The sequence below is a fragment of the Fictibacillus barbaricus genome (assembly GCF_031457135.1).
Lineage (GTDB): Bacteria > Bacillota > Bacilli > Bacillales > Fictibacillaceae > Fictibacillus > Fictibacillus barbaricus_A.
The window spans coordinates 624927-641734 of sequence record NZ_JAVDWA010000003.1 but is presented as its reverse complement, the minus strand read 5'-3'; the positions used below and the strand labels follow the sequence as shown (position 1 = coordinate 641734).

The window sequence follows — 16808 nt, the reverse complement described above, 5'->3', positions numbered from 1 at the left end:
GGTAGGTTTATATGATGCCGAACGAAATGCAAGATATGAATAAAAAAGAAAATAAACCGAAAACACAGCGTTATCAAGAGCGTGATAAATCTTCGCGTGATGAGGAGAAAAAGCTGGTCAACCGCGGAAGAAAAAGAAGCTTCCCGATTTGGCTGCGTTTATTGCTATTGATCTGCGGAATTATCGTTTGTTTTGTTGTGGGAACGATGGTAGGCTATGGCGTTCTTGGCGACGGCAAACCGATGAATGTGTTTGAAAAAGAAACATGGACTCATATCGTCGACCTTGTACAAAAAGATGTGTAAAGATATAATAGGGAAACAATGGCTATAAGTAATCGTCATTGTTTTTCTTTTGATTTGGATTAGTACCAGGTAACAATACCACGTTATAATATAAGTAAAACAACAATAAGAAATTTTGAAAGGTGGATGAACCATGTTAACGATTGAAGAAATTAAAGAGATAATCCCGCATCGCTACCCATTTTTGTTGATTGACCGCATCCTAGAGGTAGATGAAGGGCAGCGTGCAGTCGGAATTAAAAATGTTACTGCAAACGAAGAGTTCTTTAACGGACATTTCCCTGAATATCCTGTGATGCCTGGTGTACTGATCGTTGAAGCATTAGCACAAGTCGGTGCAGTTGCCATGCTGAAAAAAGAAGAGAACCGTGGTCGCCTAGCATTCTTCGCGGGAATCGACAACTGCCGTTTCAAGAAACAAGTTGTTCCTGGAGACCAGCTTCGTTTGGAAGTCGAGATGACGCGTGTACGTGGAGCAATCGGAAAAGGTAAAGGCATCGCAACAGTTGACGGCCAAGTCGCATGCGAAGTCGAAATCACCTTCGCCCTAGGCAAGTAGGGGGTACAGACCCCAGACAAATACAAAACCACGGTTTTGTATTTGTGGGGTGGACACTCAGCGCAAAATAAGGGAAAGAGCCAAGCGTAACTACGGCTTGGCTCTTTCCTTTTTTAGTACTGATGTTATTAATGGAGTTTTACGGTACGTGTTATTTTAGCTGTTACACATTCGCTCATAAAAAAAGGGTTTTTGCTCATAGAATTTCCTTTTTGCTCATAGGATTAGAGATTTTACTCATAGAATTTCAATTTACGCTCATAGATTGCTCACACTTGCTCTGAAAAAATAAAAATAGTAGATTTCCTATGCAGAAATCTACTATTACAGGTAAAAATCCTTAATTATCTTATTTTTTATACCATTAGTTAATAACAATGGCGAAAACATGATGGATTTTGCCGTTTTCAGGTCATTTTTTTCCTATTTTATTAGTAACGGGTTCGCTTCTATAATCCTTTCAGCCGTCTCCCACAATCGTGGCAAAAACTCCAAAACTTCTTTGCTCCGACGCAGTAAGTCATCCGAACTCGTAATGCCAAGGTCTCTCAAAACAGCATCAAAATAAGGATTCAGTTCGCGCTGCAGTTCAGCACTTCCGTCAACAGCCAATATTTTATGACAGCGTACAAATGTCGCCACAATCCAAAACACGACCTCACGATGGTTTCCATTCCGAATTTGTTCACGGCTGCCATCGATAGCGATTGATCGTGCTTCCATTGTAATATCTGAACTAAAAAAGAAAGGCGTCTTCGCAACAGCTGCTGCAGCATCAAAAGTTCGTTCAAGCGCAGACAAATGTTCCATCACACACTCGGCACTCATATCGGCGCATCCTAACAAAATCAGCAACTTCGCATATACATCCTCATATCCATATTCCGTTAAAACTTCTCGTGCGGCTAAATAACGCAATCGTACAGTTGGATTACGAAGGGCTGCTACTAAAAGAACATGTGTCGTTACCCCAGCAGGGAACAGCCAGTTCGTTACTTGATCATGCCATGGCAAAGAATCATCAAACCCGCGCAGCCCATTTTCAATCCTATTCCGAGCATCCTCACATCGGCGGCGAATCCACACTTTTTCCGCAAAATGGAGAGATACGAGTTTAAGAAGCTTGCTCAAATGGCCTGTAGGATCTGCAATAATAGTATCCGTGCGAAAGCTTCCTGCTAAATGGTAGGATGATAATACTTCATCAACAGACATAAGCTGATTCCAGGCTAGATATGTGACCTCAATTAAAGTGTCTTGATAAGTAAATTTTCCAAGTTTCAGAGGCGGATCGTCCAGTGCTGTTACAATCACAACGTCTACATCAGATCCGACGGGCAGTACAGCATCATCTGGCATTGATACAGTAGAACCGCTAAAATAAGCACCACGAAACCAAGACTCATCACTGGCGAATTTCATCACCCATTCAGCTGCAGCCGAACGCGCCGTTTCAATTCTCATAGGGATCACCTGCCTTTTTACTTCGCTTTTGCCACGATTCCGTTATGCACTTTTATATAACCGTGCTTCATAATATCCAGACCGTTTTCGTACAAATACAGACCCATTTGTTCAAGTGTCATCAGCTCGCGGTACGTGTGGTTCATCACGTCGGCCATGATTTCATAGTACAGCTTGGATCGCAGCTGGGCGCGCGGTGTCGTCATCACGATATAGCCGCCAGGTTTTAAAAACTTCCGATGCCACTCGACGACTTCCGCTTTCATTGAATCTGGAAAGTGCTCGAGCAAGCCGACACTCAGTACAATATCAAACTCGTGACCGAATGGCAGATTCCGAATATCATCGACTACATATGAGATGTTGAAATCATTTTTATAATAAACTTTATCCCCGCCAGTGCTCGGATTTCGCCCTAAAAATGGATAAGAATCAGGAAACTCTCCGAACCGTTCATCCCTGCAAAACGGATCATAATCGACCAAAACCACCTCTCCTCCTGGATACATGGCCGACAATTGCATGGCTTCATATCCTTCAGCGGCACCTAGAAAAAGAATGCGAGGCTTTAGAACGTCCAATCCCTCAAACAAAGCGCGTTTACCCCGAGGATCCCAAATGCCATCTTGAATGCGGTGCGCGTAATTCCAAAGATGGATCCTGGCATAATCACCAAGTGCAGCCTTTATCTCTGAAGGCTTAAAGCTTTTTAAACTGTAAAAAAAATCACGCTTCTTGGCATCCATCTCAGCAGGGACATCTTTTGTGAACCACTCGTGAAAAGATTTATTAAACATCGTCCATGACGTATGAACAGGAAGCATTTCACCATGCTCCTTTTCCCACTCCGTTTTTTCTTTTGAAAAACTGGTTACCTCGTAAGGCTTGCCAATGTTTTTCCAAGAAACCTGGGACCAATCGTTCACTGTATTTACTTTTACAAATTTCTCGTATTCTTTTTGATTATATTTGCGCAAATCCATACGAAAAGAAGGGGTCATTTCCGTTTGGCCAAACGTTACAGATCGATTAACAGCTGTTTCAAGCATACTTTTCCTCCTACAAAAGGATCTTTTCTTACTAATTCCAAAAAAGAGTGTAAAACCCTTTAAATTTATAGCTTCATGATAAAATATAAACAAATAAGAAGGGGGTCTGACCCCGGGACAGACCCCTAAAAATGGAGGCATGCACATGAAAAAAATTATCTTTATTGGAGACAGCATTACAGCTTCTAATAAAAACGCAGACCAAGAAAGACTTGGAAATGGATATGTGAGGATGATAAAAGAGCACCTTGAAAAAAGCGGCAAAGAGATACAGATCATAAACAAAGGTGTAAATGGTCATCGCGTGACAGATCTTGCTTTTCGCTGGAAGAGGGATGTGATTGATCTTGAACCAGATCTCGTTTCGATCTCAATAGGAGTTAACGACGTTTGGAGACAGCTGGATTCTCCTGACTTGAATCAAGTAGGCACAGAAAAGTTTGAAGCTGTTTACCGAGAGCTTTTAACACAGCTCAAAACAAATACATCTGCACAAATTGTCCTCATGGAACCAACAATAATCGAAGAAAACCCTGAGTCAAAAGGCAACCAAATGCTCATTTCTTATGTAGAAATCGTTCAAAAATTGGTCGAGGAGTTTGATGCCATTCATGTTCCAACACATGAGGTTTTTATCACGCACTTAAAAAACGAGCCCGAAGCCGCATTAACAACAGACGGTGTACATATGAAAGTAATAGGCAACGAACTTATGGCGAATGCTTGGTTAAAAGCAGTAAAAGAAATTTTATAAGGAATTGGGGATTACATATGAAAAATGGCTCACTTTCATTTTACGATCAAACTTATCATGAAGAATTACTCGCTTTCTATTTGCCTCTCGAACAAGAACAATTTACAGCGCTGCCGGTAGACGCCTTAAGAAAATGTAACGAAGACCCTGGACGATATCCCATTGTCATCACAGACATCAGCGGAAAAGCAGTGGGCTTTTTCGTGCTGCATGAAGGAGAAAACATCAGGGACTATACATCAAACACAAACGCGATGGTGATACGCGCGCTTTCCATTAATCAAGTAGAACAGGGAAAAGGATATGCGAAGGAAGCAATGCTACAGCTGCCGGAGTTTGTTTCAAAAAACTTTCCTGAAATTAATGAGCTCATTCTTTCGGTGAATTTTAAAAATGAAACAGCAAAGAAAGTGTATGAAAAAGCAGGTTTTGAAGATCGAGGTCAGATCAAACATGGACCAGCTGGACCTCAGTATGTGATGCATTACGATATCAAAAAACAATAATTATTTTTCGTTTTATCATCCGATTTTAGTGTCTATTTTACTAAACTTGTTTATTAGAGAAGGTTTTTTTGGCTTTCTCTTGTATAGAGGGGGTAATACTAAAGGAGGAATGCATGAGATGAAAAATCATATTTCGATAGGTTTAATTGGATTGGGTGGCATGGCGAATCACCACATTTACCTATTATCACAGTTAGAGAACGTTTCTGTAAGTGCTATTTCAGATGTAAATAAAGAACAGCTCCAAACCATTGGCGATAAACTAGATATTCCCTCGCATAAAAGATATGAAGATTACGAGGAACTAATAAGAGATTCTGAAGTGGATGCGGTCATTTCGATCGTTCCAAACTATCTGCATGCCAAAATCATCAGCAGCTGTATAGAACACCAAAAGCCAATCATGACAGAAAAACCATTTACATTGAACTTTGAAGAAGCCAAAGATCTTAAAACTTTATACGAAAAACAACCGATTCCTTGTATGGTGGGATTCTCATACCGTTATGTTTCTGCGTTTCGATACGCCAAAAAATTGTTGCACCAAAATACCATAGGACAACTCAGACACATCTCCGTACGTTATTTGCAAGACTGGGGTATTCCAGCAGCCGGAACGCCTTTAACATGGCGTTTTAAGGAAGCGCTTTCTGGATCAGGTGCTCTCGGTGATCTTGGTTCCCATATGATAGATGCTGCCCGATTTTTTGCAGGAGAATTTATACAAGTAAAAAGTTTAAACAGGACTTTTGTAAAAGAAAGGGCATCCATCAATCAATCATCTGAGCTTAATGAAGTGGATGTGGATGATTATTCTGCGTTTATTGCCCAGCTTGATCATGATATTGTCGGTCAGTTTATGACAACTCGTAATGCGGTTGGTTTTTCAAACGCTCTGGAAGTTACTCTGTTTGGTGATGAGGGTACAATGGAGCTTTCGTGTGAACTTCCTGATGAGATAAAGCTCATACAATTTAATCATGAACAAAAAACAAGAGAAAAAACAACTGTAGAAGTTCCGGTGACTTACAGAAGAAACCAATTAGAAGACTTTATTGATTTAATAAAAGGAAATTCGCAGGAAGACTGTCCAAATTTTTATGATGGCTTTGAGAATCAAAAAGTACTGCATGAAATCATTGAAAGCGCCAAAACGTTCACTGAACGCGAGGCAATTAAATGAGCAGTGTTAAAGTTGGGATCATAGGAGCGAGCTGGTTTGCAGATTTGTGGTATTTGCCTGTTCTCCAAATGCATCCGACTGTAAGCCTAAGTGCGATATGCAGTAAAAACGGGAAAAATGCGAAAAAAATGGCTGAGAAATATAATATTCCTGCTACTTACACTTCTTTTGAAGAGATGGTTGACCAAGAGGAATTAGACGGTATTTGCATCATTACCCCTAACAACACACATGCTGATATCGTATTAACTGCCGTGAAGAAAGGATTACACGTTATATGTGAAAAACCGCTGGCTATGGATATGGAAGAATCAAAGAGAATCGTTGAAAGTGTGCAAAAATCAGCTATCATTCATGCAGTAAATTTTACATATCGTGAAAATCCTGCGGTAAAACAAATGAAAGACTATTTGGTCAGGAACAAAATTGGATCCATATTGGAAGCGGATTTTGAATATACAGGAGATTACGGTATACATTCATCACCAGGTTGGAGAGGTGAAGTAGAGATCGGGGGGCGCGGCGGGGTACTGGCTGATTTAGGCTCGCATCTTATTGACCTTGCACAATTTTTATTTGAAGGAACTATACATCCACTAGATGCATCCGTTCAAGTGATAAAAAAAGATTCGAATGAGACAGAAAGAGCTCCTGATTCAGTTTTTTTTACAGCACAACTTCCAAACTGTGCACATGCAAGTTTCCAGACAAGCTGGGTCCGATATCAAGGAAGCAACGGTCAAACGATAAAAATCAACGTTTATGGTGATAAAGGGAAGATGGAACTTCTCTCCACAGAGGTTGGTATTACGCTCAATGTCACCAATGATACGAAAAAGAAACACACGTGGATTGTAAAAGAAGGCAGCTGTGAAGAAAATTTCCGGCCGTGGCGCCTTACTTCACAAAATGAAATATGGAAATGGGCAGATCGGATAGCAGAACCATATGTTCCTGTTGATCAGCCTGATTTTTATGATGGTCATCTCACACAAGTCGTAATGGATCAAATTCTCGAAAAAGCTTCTTACAGCAAAATTGAAAAATAGATGGACAAGATGGTGTATATTTTCTCTCTAAAAAGAGAAATCGTACACCATTTTTATTTGTTTAACAAAACTAGTAGATGGTTTTGGTAGATAATACACCATTCTTGGAATGAAAGCGGTTACAAATATTACAAAAATTATTCATAATGAAATTAACAATAAAAGGGGGAGTAAAAGATGCAAAAGCTTTTTTCAAAACTGTTAGGCTTATTATCCATTGTGGCATTGCTGCTGGTTAGTGCTTGTTCATCTTCTGATAACTCAACGGACAAGAGCTCAGGAGATAAAGTAACAATTGAATATTGGCATACTTACAGTGATCAAGAAGAAAAGGTTTTAAAAGAAAAGATTAAACCGCTGTTTGAAAAAGAACATCCAAATATAAAATTGAAATTGACGCGCATGCCTTATGAAGGTTTAAAACAACAAGTCATTGCCGGTGTATCTGGGAATGCTGCTCCTGACCTCATGAGAATGGACATTATCTGGGTACCGGAGTTTGCAAAAATGGGAGCTTTAAAGGATGTAAGCAGTTTAAAAAGTTTTGATGAGGTCAAGTCCTCTGTTTTTGAAGGGCCATTAGCTACGAACCAGTTTGACGGTAAATATTATGGTGTTCCGGTAAATACGAATACAAAAGTCGCGATTTACGACAAGAAAGTGTTAGAAAAAGCAGGTGTAACAGAAGTACCAAAAACGATGGAAGAACTTGCGGCAGCTGCTAAAAAAGCGAAGGATGCAGGTGCTAAAGGCGGAATCACAATCGGTGGAGCAAATGCATGGGGAGTTCTTCCTTACTTTTGGAGTTTAGGCGGAAAGTTAACGAATGAAGATTATACAAAAATTGATGGTTACGTAAATAGTCCTGAAAGTGTAAAAGCATTAGAACAACTTATCCAATGGAAAAAAGACGGGATTCTTAGTCCTACGATCCTTGGAGGAGAGCCAGGAGCATGGGATGGGATTAAGAAGCATGAATACATGATGCTAGATGACGGACCTTGGTTCTACAGCGTACTGATGAATGAAGAAAAGAAAAAGGAAGATCCATTAGAGTATACAGTTCGCGGACTTATTCCTGAAGGACCTGGAGGTAGCCGTTCAGTAATCGGTGGAGAGGATCTAGTAATCTTTGCTAACTCGAAGCACCCTGAAGAAGCTTGGACATTCGCAAAATGGATGCTGACAGAGGAGCCTCAAAAGTTAATGGCAGATACAGGGTTGATCCCAACGAATAAGAACGCAGCACAAGATCCTGAGTTCTTGAAGGTTCCATTTGTAAAAGAATATGTAGATCAATTGAATACAGCATTACCGCGTACTCCGATTCCGCAATGGTCTGAATTCGAACAAGTATTCAACTTAAATATTGAAAAAGCGATTCGCGGAAAAATGTCTGCAAAACAAGCTTTGGATGACACTGCTAAGCAAGGAGAAGCCATTCTAAAGAAATAAAATAACAATCAATAGATGCACTTCACACTGTGTGGGGTGCATTTGTTACATCTATTTATAAAACGAGGGGGGAGAACCATGACAGTACCAAAACTTGAGACGCAGCAACTAAAAAAACAGCACACTCCAAATCCTGGACGAAAAGAAAAAAGCGCTCTTACTAAAGGCTTAAAACAATGGGGAGAGGTATTTCCTTTTATCATTATTGGTTTGGTTGGGGCGGCCGTTTTTGTCATCTATCCTTTAATTAAAGGAATAATTATGAGCTTTCAGGATTATAACATCATGCCAGGAGCAGATAGTCCTTTTGTAGGTTTGGAAAATTACAAGCAAGCTTTTCATGATGAACAATTTAGGTATGCAGTAAGGAACACTTTGTTGAACACAGTTGTAACAGTCCCAATCAACTGGATATTAGGGCTTGTATTTGCTGTGTTGATCAACATGCAATTCATTAAATATAAGATCACATTTCGTACACTGTATTATTTGCCTATCATCACTTCCTGGATCGTAGTCGCTTTTTTATTCCGTTATTTGTTTGCAGACGGAGAAAATGGATTGATCAATTATCTTTTATACAACAAGCTCGGTATCATTGATGAACCAATCAGCTGGTTACAGAATCAATGGACAGCAATGGTTGTCATTTGGGCGTTCCATATTTGGAAAACGGTTGGATGGACGATTGTGATTTATTTAGCTGCGCTGCAAGGCATTCCGAAAGAGCTATACGAGGCAGCGAGTATTGATGGTGCTAACGGGCTGAAACTGTTCAAAAACGTCACCATTCCACTTTTAGGACCTGTCACAATTTTTGTGCTAATCAATCTCGTAATAGGAGCATTTAATATCTTTCCTCAGGTGTACTTTATTACGAATGGCGGACCGATTGGACAAACAGAAGTATTACAGAGCATGATTTATAAAGAAGCTTTTAATAATTTTAAATTTGGCTATTCTTCAGCATTAGGTGTGATGATGGGACTGACGATCTTTTTGATCACTTGGACACAGCAGAAAAAAATCGGACGACAGCGATTTTTTTAATCTTTTAGAAGGGAGGTACTTATATGTATACAACAAAGACAAGTTTATTTTGGAAAAGCGTCGTTTATGCTGTCTTAATAGTAGGTGTTGCGGTGTTCATTCTTCCTTTTATTTATATGATTTTAACGACTTTTGTAGATAATGCTTACACTTTGCCTAGACCAAGTGAGGTTTTTTCAGTAACTCCGAATCTGGATAACTATGAAACAGTATGGGATAAAAATAACTTTTTCCGCTATTTTTTAAATAGTTTATTGATTGCAGGGGTTTCCATGATTGGCAGCTTGTTTTTAGGTGCGATGACAGCCTATGCATTCGCACGTTTTCAATTTCCATTTAAAGAATTTTTGTTTCGTGTTTTTCTTTTTACGATGATGATTCCAGTCGTTTTAGCAATCGTTCCGCAATTTACGGTGATTAATAGCCTGGGTCTTGTGAACACTTATGCTGGATTATGGCTGCTTTATATAGGCGGAGGAGTAGTCGGGTCTACGTTCTTTCTTAGAGGTTTTTTTGAAACGATTCCTAAAGAGCTCGAGGATTCTATTCGCATGGATGGTGGAGGGAATTGGCGGATCTTTTGGAATATTTACTTGCCGCTTTCCAAACCAGCACTAGGAACAATGGCAATCTTTTCATTCTCGGGAACATGGGATGAGTACTTTGTTGCGCTTACGATTATTAAAGATGAAGCCATGCGAACATTGCCGATTGCACTCATGATGTTTCAAGGACAGCATGCGAGTAACTGGGCATGGATCTTTGCCGCTTCGATTATCGCACTTCTTCCGGTCGTACTAGTGTACATCATCTTTCAGAAGCAATTTGTGAAGAGCGGTATAAGTGAAGGAAGTATGAAAGGATGATAAAGAAATTATTGATCTGTATCTCCTTATGCTTCGTGTTTACAGGCTGTTCATCTAAAAGTGCAGTTGTCCAAGTGGATGAAAACAATGATAACAAATCGTACTTATCATCAATTGAAACGGACAAAGCCATTTACAAACCAGGTGAAACCGTTCAACTCAAGGTGGACTTCAAACAAGGACTAAAAGGAAAACAGCTGGAGGTTCGATACCGCTTTGGAAACAAAATTATTAAAGAGGAAAAAAAGAATTTAAATAAAGAGAAAACCTTCACTTGGAAGTGGAATCCGCCAACCGAGAATGAAAAAGGTTATATGGTTGAAGTTTTTCTTAAAAAAGATAAAAAATATGTGGATCATATAAATATTGCGGTTGATGTTTCAAAAGACTGGTCCAAATTTCCTCGCTATGGGTACTTAGCCGATTTTGAATCGATGGACAAAACAGAACAACAAGAAGTTATGAACAGATTGAATCGATACCATATTAATGGCATTCAATTTTACGATTGGCAGTACAAACATCACCAACCGCTTCCGCCTGAAGGCAGTCCGTTACAAAAGGAATGGACTGATATCGCGAACAGACCTGTTTCATATGAGACCGTCAAAAATTATATTGATTTGTCCCACCAATTTAATATGAAGGCGATGAACTACAATTTATTATTCGGTTCGTATGAAGGATCAGAAAAAGAAGGTGTGAAGCGGGAGTGGGGGCTGTATCAAGACTCTGCCCATGAAACGCAAGATTTCCACCCATTACCTGATTCCTGGGCAAGTAATATTATGCTGGAAGATCCAGCAAACAAAGAATGGCAATCTTATTTAATAGAAAAAGAGAAGGAAGTGTTTAGCGATCTTCCATTTGATGGATGGCATGTCGATCAATTGGGCGATAGAGGAATGCGATGGAACTATGAAGGAGAAATCACTTCATTGGAAGAAGGGTATGTGTCGTTTTTAGATAAAGCAAAGGAACAATTAAAAGTTCCACTCGTCATGAACGCTGTTAATCAATATGGACAAATAAACATCAGCAAGAAAGCACCTGTAGATTTTTTATACAGTGAAGTGTGGAAACCATTTACGCAATACAGTCATCTGAAACAGATTATTGATCAGAATAACAATTTTAGTTCATTTGAAAAAAATACGGTGCTTGCTGCATATATGAACTATGACCTATCAGACAGCTTGGGTGAATTTAACACACCAGGTATTCTTTTTACAAATGCGGTGATTTTTTCGTCGGGAGGATCTCATCTCGAACTCGGAGAGAACATGCTTTCAAAAGAATATTTTCCGCACAAAAAATTAAAAATTACTAAGAAATTGGAGAAACAACTAATCTCGTACTATGACTTTTTAACAGGCTATCAAAATTTCCTTCGAGATGAAGTAAAGCCTTCTTCCCTAGAGGTGAATTCTAAGACGAACAAGATATCTCCTGAATTCAATAAAGGTGAAATCTATTATTCAGCGTACGAAAAGGGCAATAGAAATATCGTCCATCTTATTAATTTCACAAATGCTTCAACGATGGAATGGCAGGATAATGAAGGTACGCAAACGGAGCCGAAAGAAAAGAAGGAAATAGAGTTGGAGATAAACACGGCTAAAAAAGTAGAAAAGGTATGGCTTGCCACTCCAGACCAATACTTTGGTTCTCCTGTTTCACTAGATTTCAAGCAAAAGAATGATAAAATGACTGTAACTATACCATCCCTAAAATATTGGGATATGTTTGTCATAGAATATGCTAAATAAAAAACCATACGTATAAACAGAGGGGCTGGAATGATGATTCATCAAACGTGGCAAAAACAAAGTATTGCTGTTAAGTTAATCGCAGCATTCCTTGTCGTCATTTTAATTCCAGCCTTTTTTCTTAGTTTTTTATATTACAACTCATCTTCTTCCATCATTAAACAAAACGTCCGCGAATCATCGCTTCAAATTACGAAACAAGCAGCAAACACCCTCTCTTACATTTTCACTATAGGCAGTGATACCTCTGATTTAATCTATGGAGACCCATCTCTGCAGCAAATCGTAAAAATGGATAGCGATCCGGACGTAAAGGGTTTAGAAAGGCAAGAAAACAACAAAAATTTGACTGATAAGCTAAACAACTATGTTTTTTCCAGTTCTTTTGTCAAGATTATCTATGTATTAAAAGAAGAAAATACGAGCTGGGGGAGCGGGACATTTTCCTTCTATAAGTGGAATAACGAAAGAAAAAATGACCTCCAATGGCTGAAGGAAGCACAAGATAAAGAGGGTGAGCTTGTTTGGATGGGGCTTCAGAAAGATAAGTATAGCGGAGGAGGCAGCAACACCGAACTGGTTCTCCCTGTTGGCCGGGTATTGAAAGATTTTCAAACATTAAATAATATTGGGTATTGTTTAGTGAATCTAGACGGAAAAAATATCTTATCCAAAATTAATCAATTAAAACTCGGCAAGACGGGTAAATTTTTTGTAGTGAATGAACAAGGTGAAATTATGATTCACCCTGACCTCTCTAAGGTAGGAACAAAACTAACAAATACAGATTTGTATCATGCAGTCATAGAAGAAAACAAAACAGAGTTTGAATATGTTCATACCCACACGGATTATTATGGTGTTAAGCAGCCGCTTAGCAACGGATGGCTCATTGTTGGTACTGTACCAATCCACGAAATTACAGACGAGATGGACAAGATGCACCAACTTGTACTTCTTTCTTCAATTGCATTAACCATTGCTGCTATTCTGGTAGGTCTTTATATAGCAAGAAAAATAACACGGCCGATCAAACTGCTGACGAACCAGATGAAAAGTGTGGGAAAAGGAAACTTAAAAGCAAGAACCAATGTGTTTTCCTTTGATGAGATTGGCGTCATGAGCGAACAATTCAATAAGATGATTATCAGAGTTGAACATCTGATGGAAACTGTAAAAGATGAACGAAGTAAAAAGCAGCAAGCTGAGCTGAGAGCAATAAAACATAGAATTAACCCTCATTTCTTGTTCAACACACTCAGTACGATTAAATGGCTGATCCAATTTAAGCAGAACGACAAAGCTAATGAAGCAATTACAGCCTTAACAAGACTATTAGATGCCAATATGGGTAAGAAAGGAAATTTCATCTCAGTCGAGGAAGAATTAGATATTATAGAAAAATATTTAGTCATCTTACAGATAAGATATGACCGGGAATTTCACTTAACAACGGAGGTCGATGAAAAGATCCGTCATTTCACTATACCGAGGATGCTGCTGCAGCCGATTGTTGAAAATGCTATTTTTCATGGTATTGTACCAACCGAAAAAGAAGGCATGATTGTAATAAAAGCAGAAGAAAGAGGCGATGCAGTAAAATTTACAATTTCCGATAACGGGAAAGGGTTTGATCCATCACAATTAAAGCTAGTAAAAGATATGGAGGATTCTATTCAAAATGGCTTTGTAGGAATAGGATTGGCGCACGTATATGAAAGCATTAACTTATATTACTCCCAAAAATCTGAAATGCTGATTGAGAGCGAAGAAGGTATGGGAACTAAAATTACTTTGCTTCTCTATCCTAATAAGGAGGGCGAAAAGTATGTATAAAGTTATGATTGTTGATGATGAGCCCGTAATACGAAATGGATTAAAGGCATCAATACCATGAGAAAGTGAGCACTTTGAATTATCGGGAGCTTACGCGAATGGAAAAGAAGCCCTAGAACGCTTTAACGAGCAGTTTCCAGATATATTAATTACCGATATCAAAATGCCGATTATGGATGGAATAGAGCTGGCAAGGCAAGCTTTAGATATCCATCCTTCAATAAAAATCATTTTTGTAAGCAGTTACAGTGACTTTGACTATGTAAGAGAAGGTCTCAAACTTGGTGCGGTCGATTATTTGTTAAAACCAACATTAGAGCCTGAAGATTTATTGAACCTTTTAAAAAAATGTACATTATTAATTGAACAAGAACAAAGAATTCAGCAGGATCTGAATGATCATAAGCAAAAACTGAAAGGATATCATCGAAAAGAGCTTGAACAAAAACTAAAGCAGATGTTGGCCGCAAAAGAGTACGAATGGGATTCAGACGAATGGAATACTTGTTTTCCTGAACCGTACACGATTTGTTATGGAACGATTCGGCACAAAAAGGATTTGGAAGAGAATAATGGATTTCTTTACTTAAGTATTAAGGCAGAAGAAGTAGTTGAATCTTACTATCGCCTTTTTGATAAAGGTGTCATGTTTTCTTTATATAACGCAGATGTTGTTCTTGTAGTACCGAAATCGAGTGAAAATAAGTCACAGCTCCACGATATAAAGAGTTCACTGGAAAGTGAAACTGGAATAAGCTTATCATTCGGATTTCAAATAGGAGATTCAATGAGTAAGTTTCAAACATGCTTTAACCAGGCAAAAGAGGCATGTGACTATCATTATTTTTATAAAAGTACTGAAATTTATCCTTATAAAAACAAGTTTCAAGACTATAAAGAAAACAAAAAAGATTTTTCTCTTTTATTAAAAGAAGCAGTCAGCAAAAGCGATGATTCCAAAATGAATTTCGTACAAGAGGAATGGATAAGTGAGTGGGAAAAAGGAACAAAATCTCCAGAGCTGGTAAAACGTGAGGCAGGAGAATTATTGAGTATTCGCTCTCAAAGAAAAGTTGATATCTCTTTACTCGTTCAAAAAGTCGACGAACTTGCAAATACAGAAACAATGTTAGAACTAAAAGATGTATTAACAAAAACGGTAGTTGAATGGGAAACAGAGCAGTATATAGCATTTGATTCCCTGACAAATCATCAGCAGATCATGGAGAAAGCGATACATTACATACAGCATAATTACACATCAGAAATTACACTGCAAAAAATAGCGGACTACACATTTATAAGCAAAAACTATTTTAGTATTTTGTTTAAAAAATACATGAATCAAAATTTTTTAGATTATGTAATCTCACTAAGAATAAAAAAAGCAAAAGAACTGTTATCGACTACCTCATTAAAAGTGTATGAAGTCGCTCATAAATCTGGTTTTAACGATGTGAAATATTTCAGCAAATTATTCAAGAAACTTATAGGATCAAGCCCAATCGAATATAGGGAAAAAGAACTTTTGAACGTCGACTAAGGAGATGGTGAGAGTATGGTTAAACAAACAAAAGTGGTAAGGATATTTCTTTATATTTGTTTAGCCCTGCTTTTAAACGGTTGTTCTGATCAAATCATATCAAACAAAAAAACTGTTTCGTCACTGAAAAAAGTAAACAAGGTTGCAGAAGTTGTTTATTGGCACACTTATAGTGATGAAGAAACAAGGGTATTTGAAGAAGAACTCATACCTCTTTTTCAAAAAGAGCATCCTAATATAAAAATTGTATCGGTCAGGCAGCCATACAATGATCATTTAAAGACAGCTCTTATTTCAAAGGGTTCTTCTCATCAGGCTCCAGATGTAGTAAGGATGGACATTGCTTGGGTACCTGAATTTGCGTACCTTGGTCTTTTAGTACCTTTAGATAATTTTAAGGGTTTTACCGATAAAAAAAGAACGTTATATCCCAATGCGCTCGAAACAAATTTTTATGATGGTCTTTATTATGGACTTCCGGTGAATCTCACAACGAAAGCTGCAATTTATAATCGTATATCGCTGCAACTCGAAGGAGTGAATTCTCCCCCAGAAACGATGGAAGAATTTTTACAACTGACTGAGCGAATTAAGGGAAACAGTTTTATTGGAATGAAAGGTTTAAATGCGTGGGACAGCCTTCCTTATTTTTGGGGTCTCGGAGGAATGCTGACGAATAGCGACTATACTCAAACAAATGGGTATTTTAACAGTCCTGAAAGTATTAAAGCGGTCTCAACAATTAAAAGTTGGAAAAATAAAGGATTACTCCCTCAAAATTTTTCATCAGGGTCAGTTGATACGTGGAACGCTATTTTAGAGGGACACGCTTTCATGACAGAAGAAGGTCCGTGGTTTTATAGTGTTTTATCGACTTCCTATTACACTGTCGATCAGCTCATGAACGTGACAATTCCTTTTCGCTTTCCGCTAGATAAGGAAGGGAAAGGTTCGATTCTCGGCGGGGAAAATTTGGTTATGATGAAAGGGACAAAACAAAAAGATGCAGCATGGACGTTTATGAAATGGATGACAAACGAAAAGGTTCAGCAGCATATGTTTAAATCAGGTATTCTCCCAGCTAATAAAGAAGCCGCCAATTCTTCTGCTGTACTAAAAACACCTTATATTAAAGCGTACGTCGATGGGTTGGGAAATGCACGTTTACGACCGCCTGTGAAAAACTGGTCCCGTATGGAAAATATATATACGAAAGCGATGGAAGCGATAATTTATCGCGATGAAGATGTTCAAACAACATTAAATGAAGCAGCAAAAAAAATGGATCGACTGTTAAGAGATGAATGATTTTCGGGTATTTGTTAAGCGTATTTTAACATTATGCAGGAATTGTAAAGCCTTCGTTAGGACTTGGTAAATTCAGTCTTTTCGGTGTTTTTTGGTGATATATTATGAGCAA

The 16808-nt window shown here is 38.4% G+C and carries 15 protein-coding genes and 1 pseudogene; 14 read left to right on the top strand and 2 right to left on the bottom strand.

The window, feature by feature from the left end; all coding sequences use genetic code 11:
• Positions 1–11 precede the first annotated feature (11 nt).
• Both J2X07_RS12145 and fabZ read left to right on the top strand, forming a co-directional pair.
• The gene (locus J2X07_RS12145; RefSeq protein ID WP_310258969.1) at positions 12–305 is read left to right on the top strand and encodes a DNA-directed RNA polymerase subunit beta; all 294 of its coding nucleotides are present in this window, start codon (positions 12–14) and stop codon (positions 303–305) included.
• 133 nt (positions 306–438) lie between these two features.
• The gene (fabZ, locus tag J2X07_RS12140; protein ID WP_310258968.1) at positions 439–864 is read left to right on the top strand and encodes a 3-hydroxyacyl-ACP dehydratase FabZ; all 426 of its coding nucleotides are present in this window, start codon (positions 439–441) and stop codon (positions 862–864) included.
• A 423-nt stretch (positions 865–1287) separates the two neighbouring features.
• Here fabZ and J2X07_RS12135 read toward each other — a convergent pair whose 3' ends face one another.
• Positions 1288–2328: a hypothetical protein gene (locus J2X07_RS12135; RefSeq protein ID WP_310258967.1), complete on the bottom strand. Its 1041-nt coding sequence runs from the start codon at positions 2326–2328 to the stop codon at positions 1288–1290.
• Between the two features lie 17 nt (positions 2329–2345).
• A complete protein-coding gene (locus tag J2X07_RS12130; protein WP_310258966.1) occupies positions 2346–3377 on the bottom strand; it encodes a class I SAM-dependent methyltransferase in 1032 nt (343 codons plus the stop codon).
• A gap of 145 nt (positions 3378–3522) precedes the next feature.
• Between J2X07_RS12130 and J2X07_RS12125 the strand changes: the two genes are divergently transcribed.
• The 12 genes and pseudogenes from J2X07_RS12125 to J2X07_RS12070 all read left to right on the top strand — a co-directional run bounded on the left by J2X07_RS12125 (position 3523) and on the right by J2X07_RS12070 (position 16696).
• Positions 3523–4131 carry an SGNH/GDSL hydrolase family protein gene (locus J2X07_RS12125; protein WP_310258965.1) on the top strand — a complete coding sequence of 203 codons (609 nt, stop codon included), beginning with the start codon at positions 3523–3525 and terminating at the stop codon, positions 4129–4131.
• Between the two features lie 17 nt (positions 4132–4148).
• Positions 4149–4637: a GNAT family N-acetyltransferase gene (locus tag J2X07_RS12120; protein ID WP_310258964.1), complete on the top strand. Its 489-nt coding sequence runs from the start codon at positions 4149–4151 to the stop codon at positions 4635–4637.
• Between the two features lie 118 nt (positions 4638–4755).
• Positions 4756–5820 carry a Gfo/Idh/MocA family protein gene (locus J2X07_RS12115; RefSeq protein WP_310258963.1) on the top strand — a complete coding sequence of 355 codons (1065 nt, stop codon included), beginning with the start codon at positions 4756–4758 and terminating at the stop codon, positions 5818–5820.
• Complete coding sequence (locus J2X07_RS12110; protein WP_310258962.1) at positions 5817–6869, top strand: Gfo/Idh/MocA family protein; 1053 nt, start codon at positions 5817–5819, stop codon at positions 6867–6869. Before J2X07_RS12115 ends, J2X07_RS12110 begins: the two co-directional genes overlap by 4 nt.
• Positions 6870–7046: 177 nt before the next feature.
• Positions 7047–8324: an extracellular solute-binding protein gene (locus J2X07_RS12105; RefSeq protein ID WP_310258961.1), complete on the top strand. Its 1278-nt coding sequence runs from the start codon at positions 7047–7049 to the stop codon at positions 8322–8324.
• A gap of 78 nt (positions 8325–8402) precedes the next feature.
• On the top strand, positions 8403–9374 hold the full coding sequence (locus tag J2X07_RS12100; RefSeq protein WP_310258960.1) for a carbohydrate ABC transporter permease: 972 nt from the start codon (positions 8403–8405) through the stop codon (positions 9372–9374).
• Positions 9375–9397: 23 nt separating this feature from the next.
• Positions 9398–10240, top strand: a complete 843-nt coding sequence (locus J2X07_RS12095) for a carbohydrate ABC transporter permease (protein WP_310258959.1) — start codon at positions 9398–9400, stop codon at positions 10238–10240.
• Positions 10237–12009, top strand: a complete 1773-nt coding sequence (locus tag J2X07_RS12090; protein ID WP_310258958.1) for a glycoside hydrolase family 66 protein — start codon at positions 10237–10239, stop codon at positions 12007–12009. Before J2X07_RS12095 ends, J2X07_RS12090 begins: the two co-directional genes overlap by 4 nt.
• 30 nt (positions 12010–12039) lie before the next feature.
• On the top strand, positions 12040–13845 hold the full coding sequence (locus J2X07_RS12085) for a sensor histidine kinase (protein ID WP_310258957.1): 1806 nt from the start codon (positions 12040–12042) through the stop codon (positions 13843–13845).
• 97 nt (positions 13846–13942) lie between these two features.
• Positions 13943–14176 (top strand): annotated as a pseudogene (locus J2X07_RS12080) (response regulator); the annotation flags it as partial.
• A gap of 126 nt (positions 14177–14302) precedes the next feature.
• Positions 14303–15388 carry a helix-turn-helix transcriptional regulator gene (locus tag J2X07_RS12075; protein ID WP_310259052.1) on the top strand — a complete coding sequence of 362 codons (1086 nt, stop codon included), beginning with the start codon at positions 14303–14305 and terminating at the stop codon, positions 15386–15388.
• A 15-nt stretch (positions 15389–15403) separates the two neighbouring features.
• Positions 15404–16696, top strand: a complete 1293-nt coding sequence (locus J2X07_RS12070) for an extracellular solute-binding protein (RefSeq protein WP_310258956.1) — start codon at positions 15404–15406, stop codon at positions 16694–16696.
• Positions 16697–16808 lie beyond the last annotated feature (112 nt).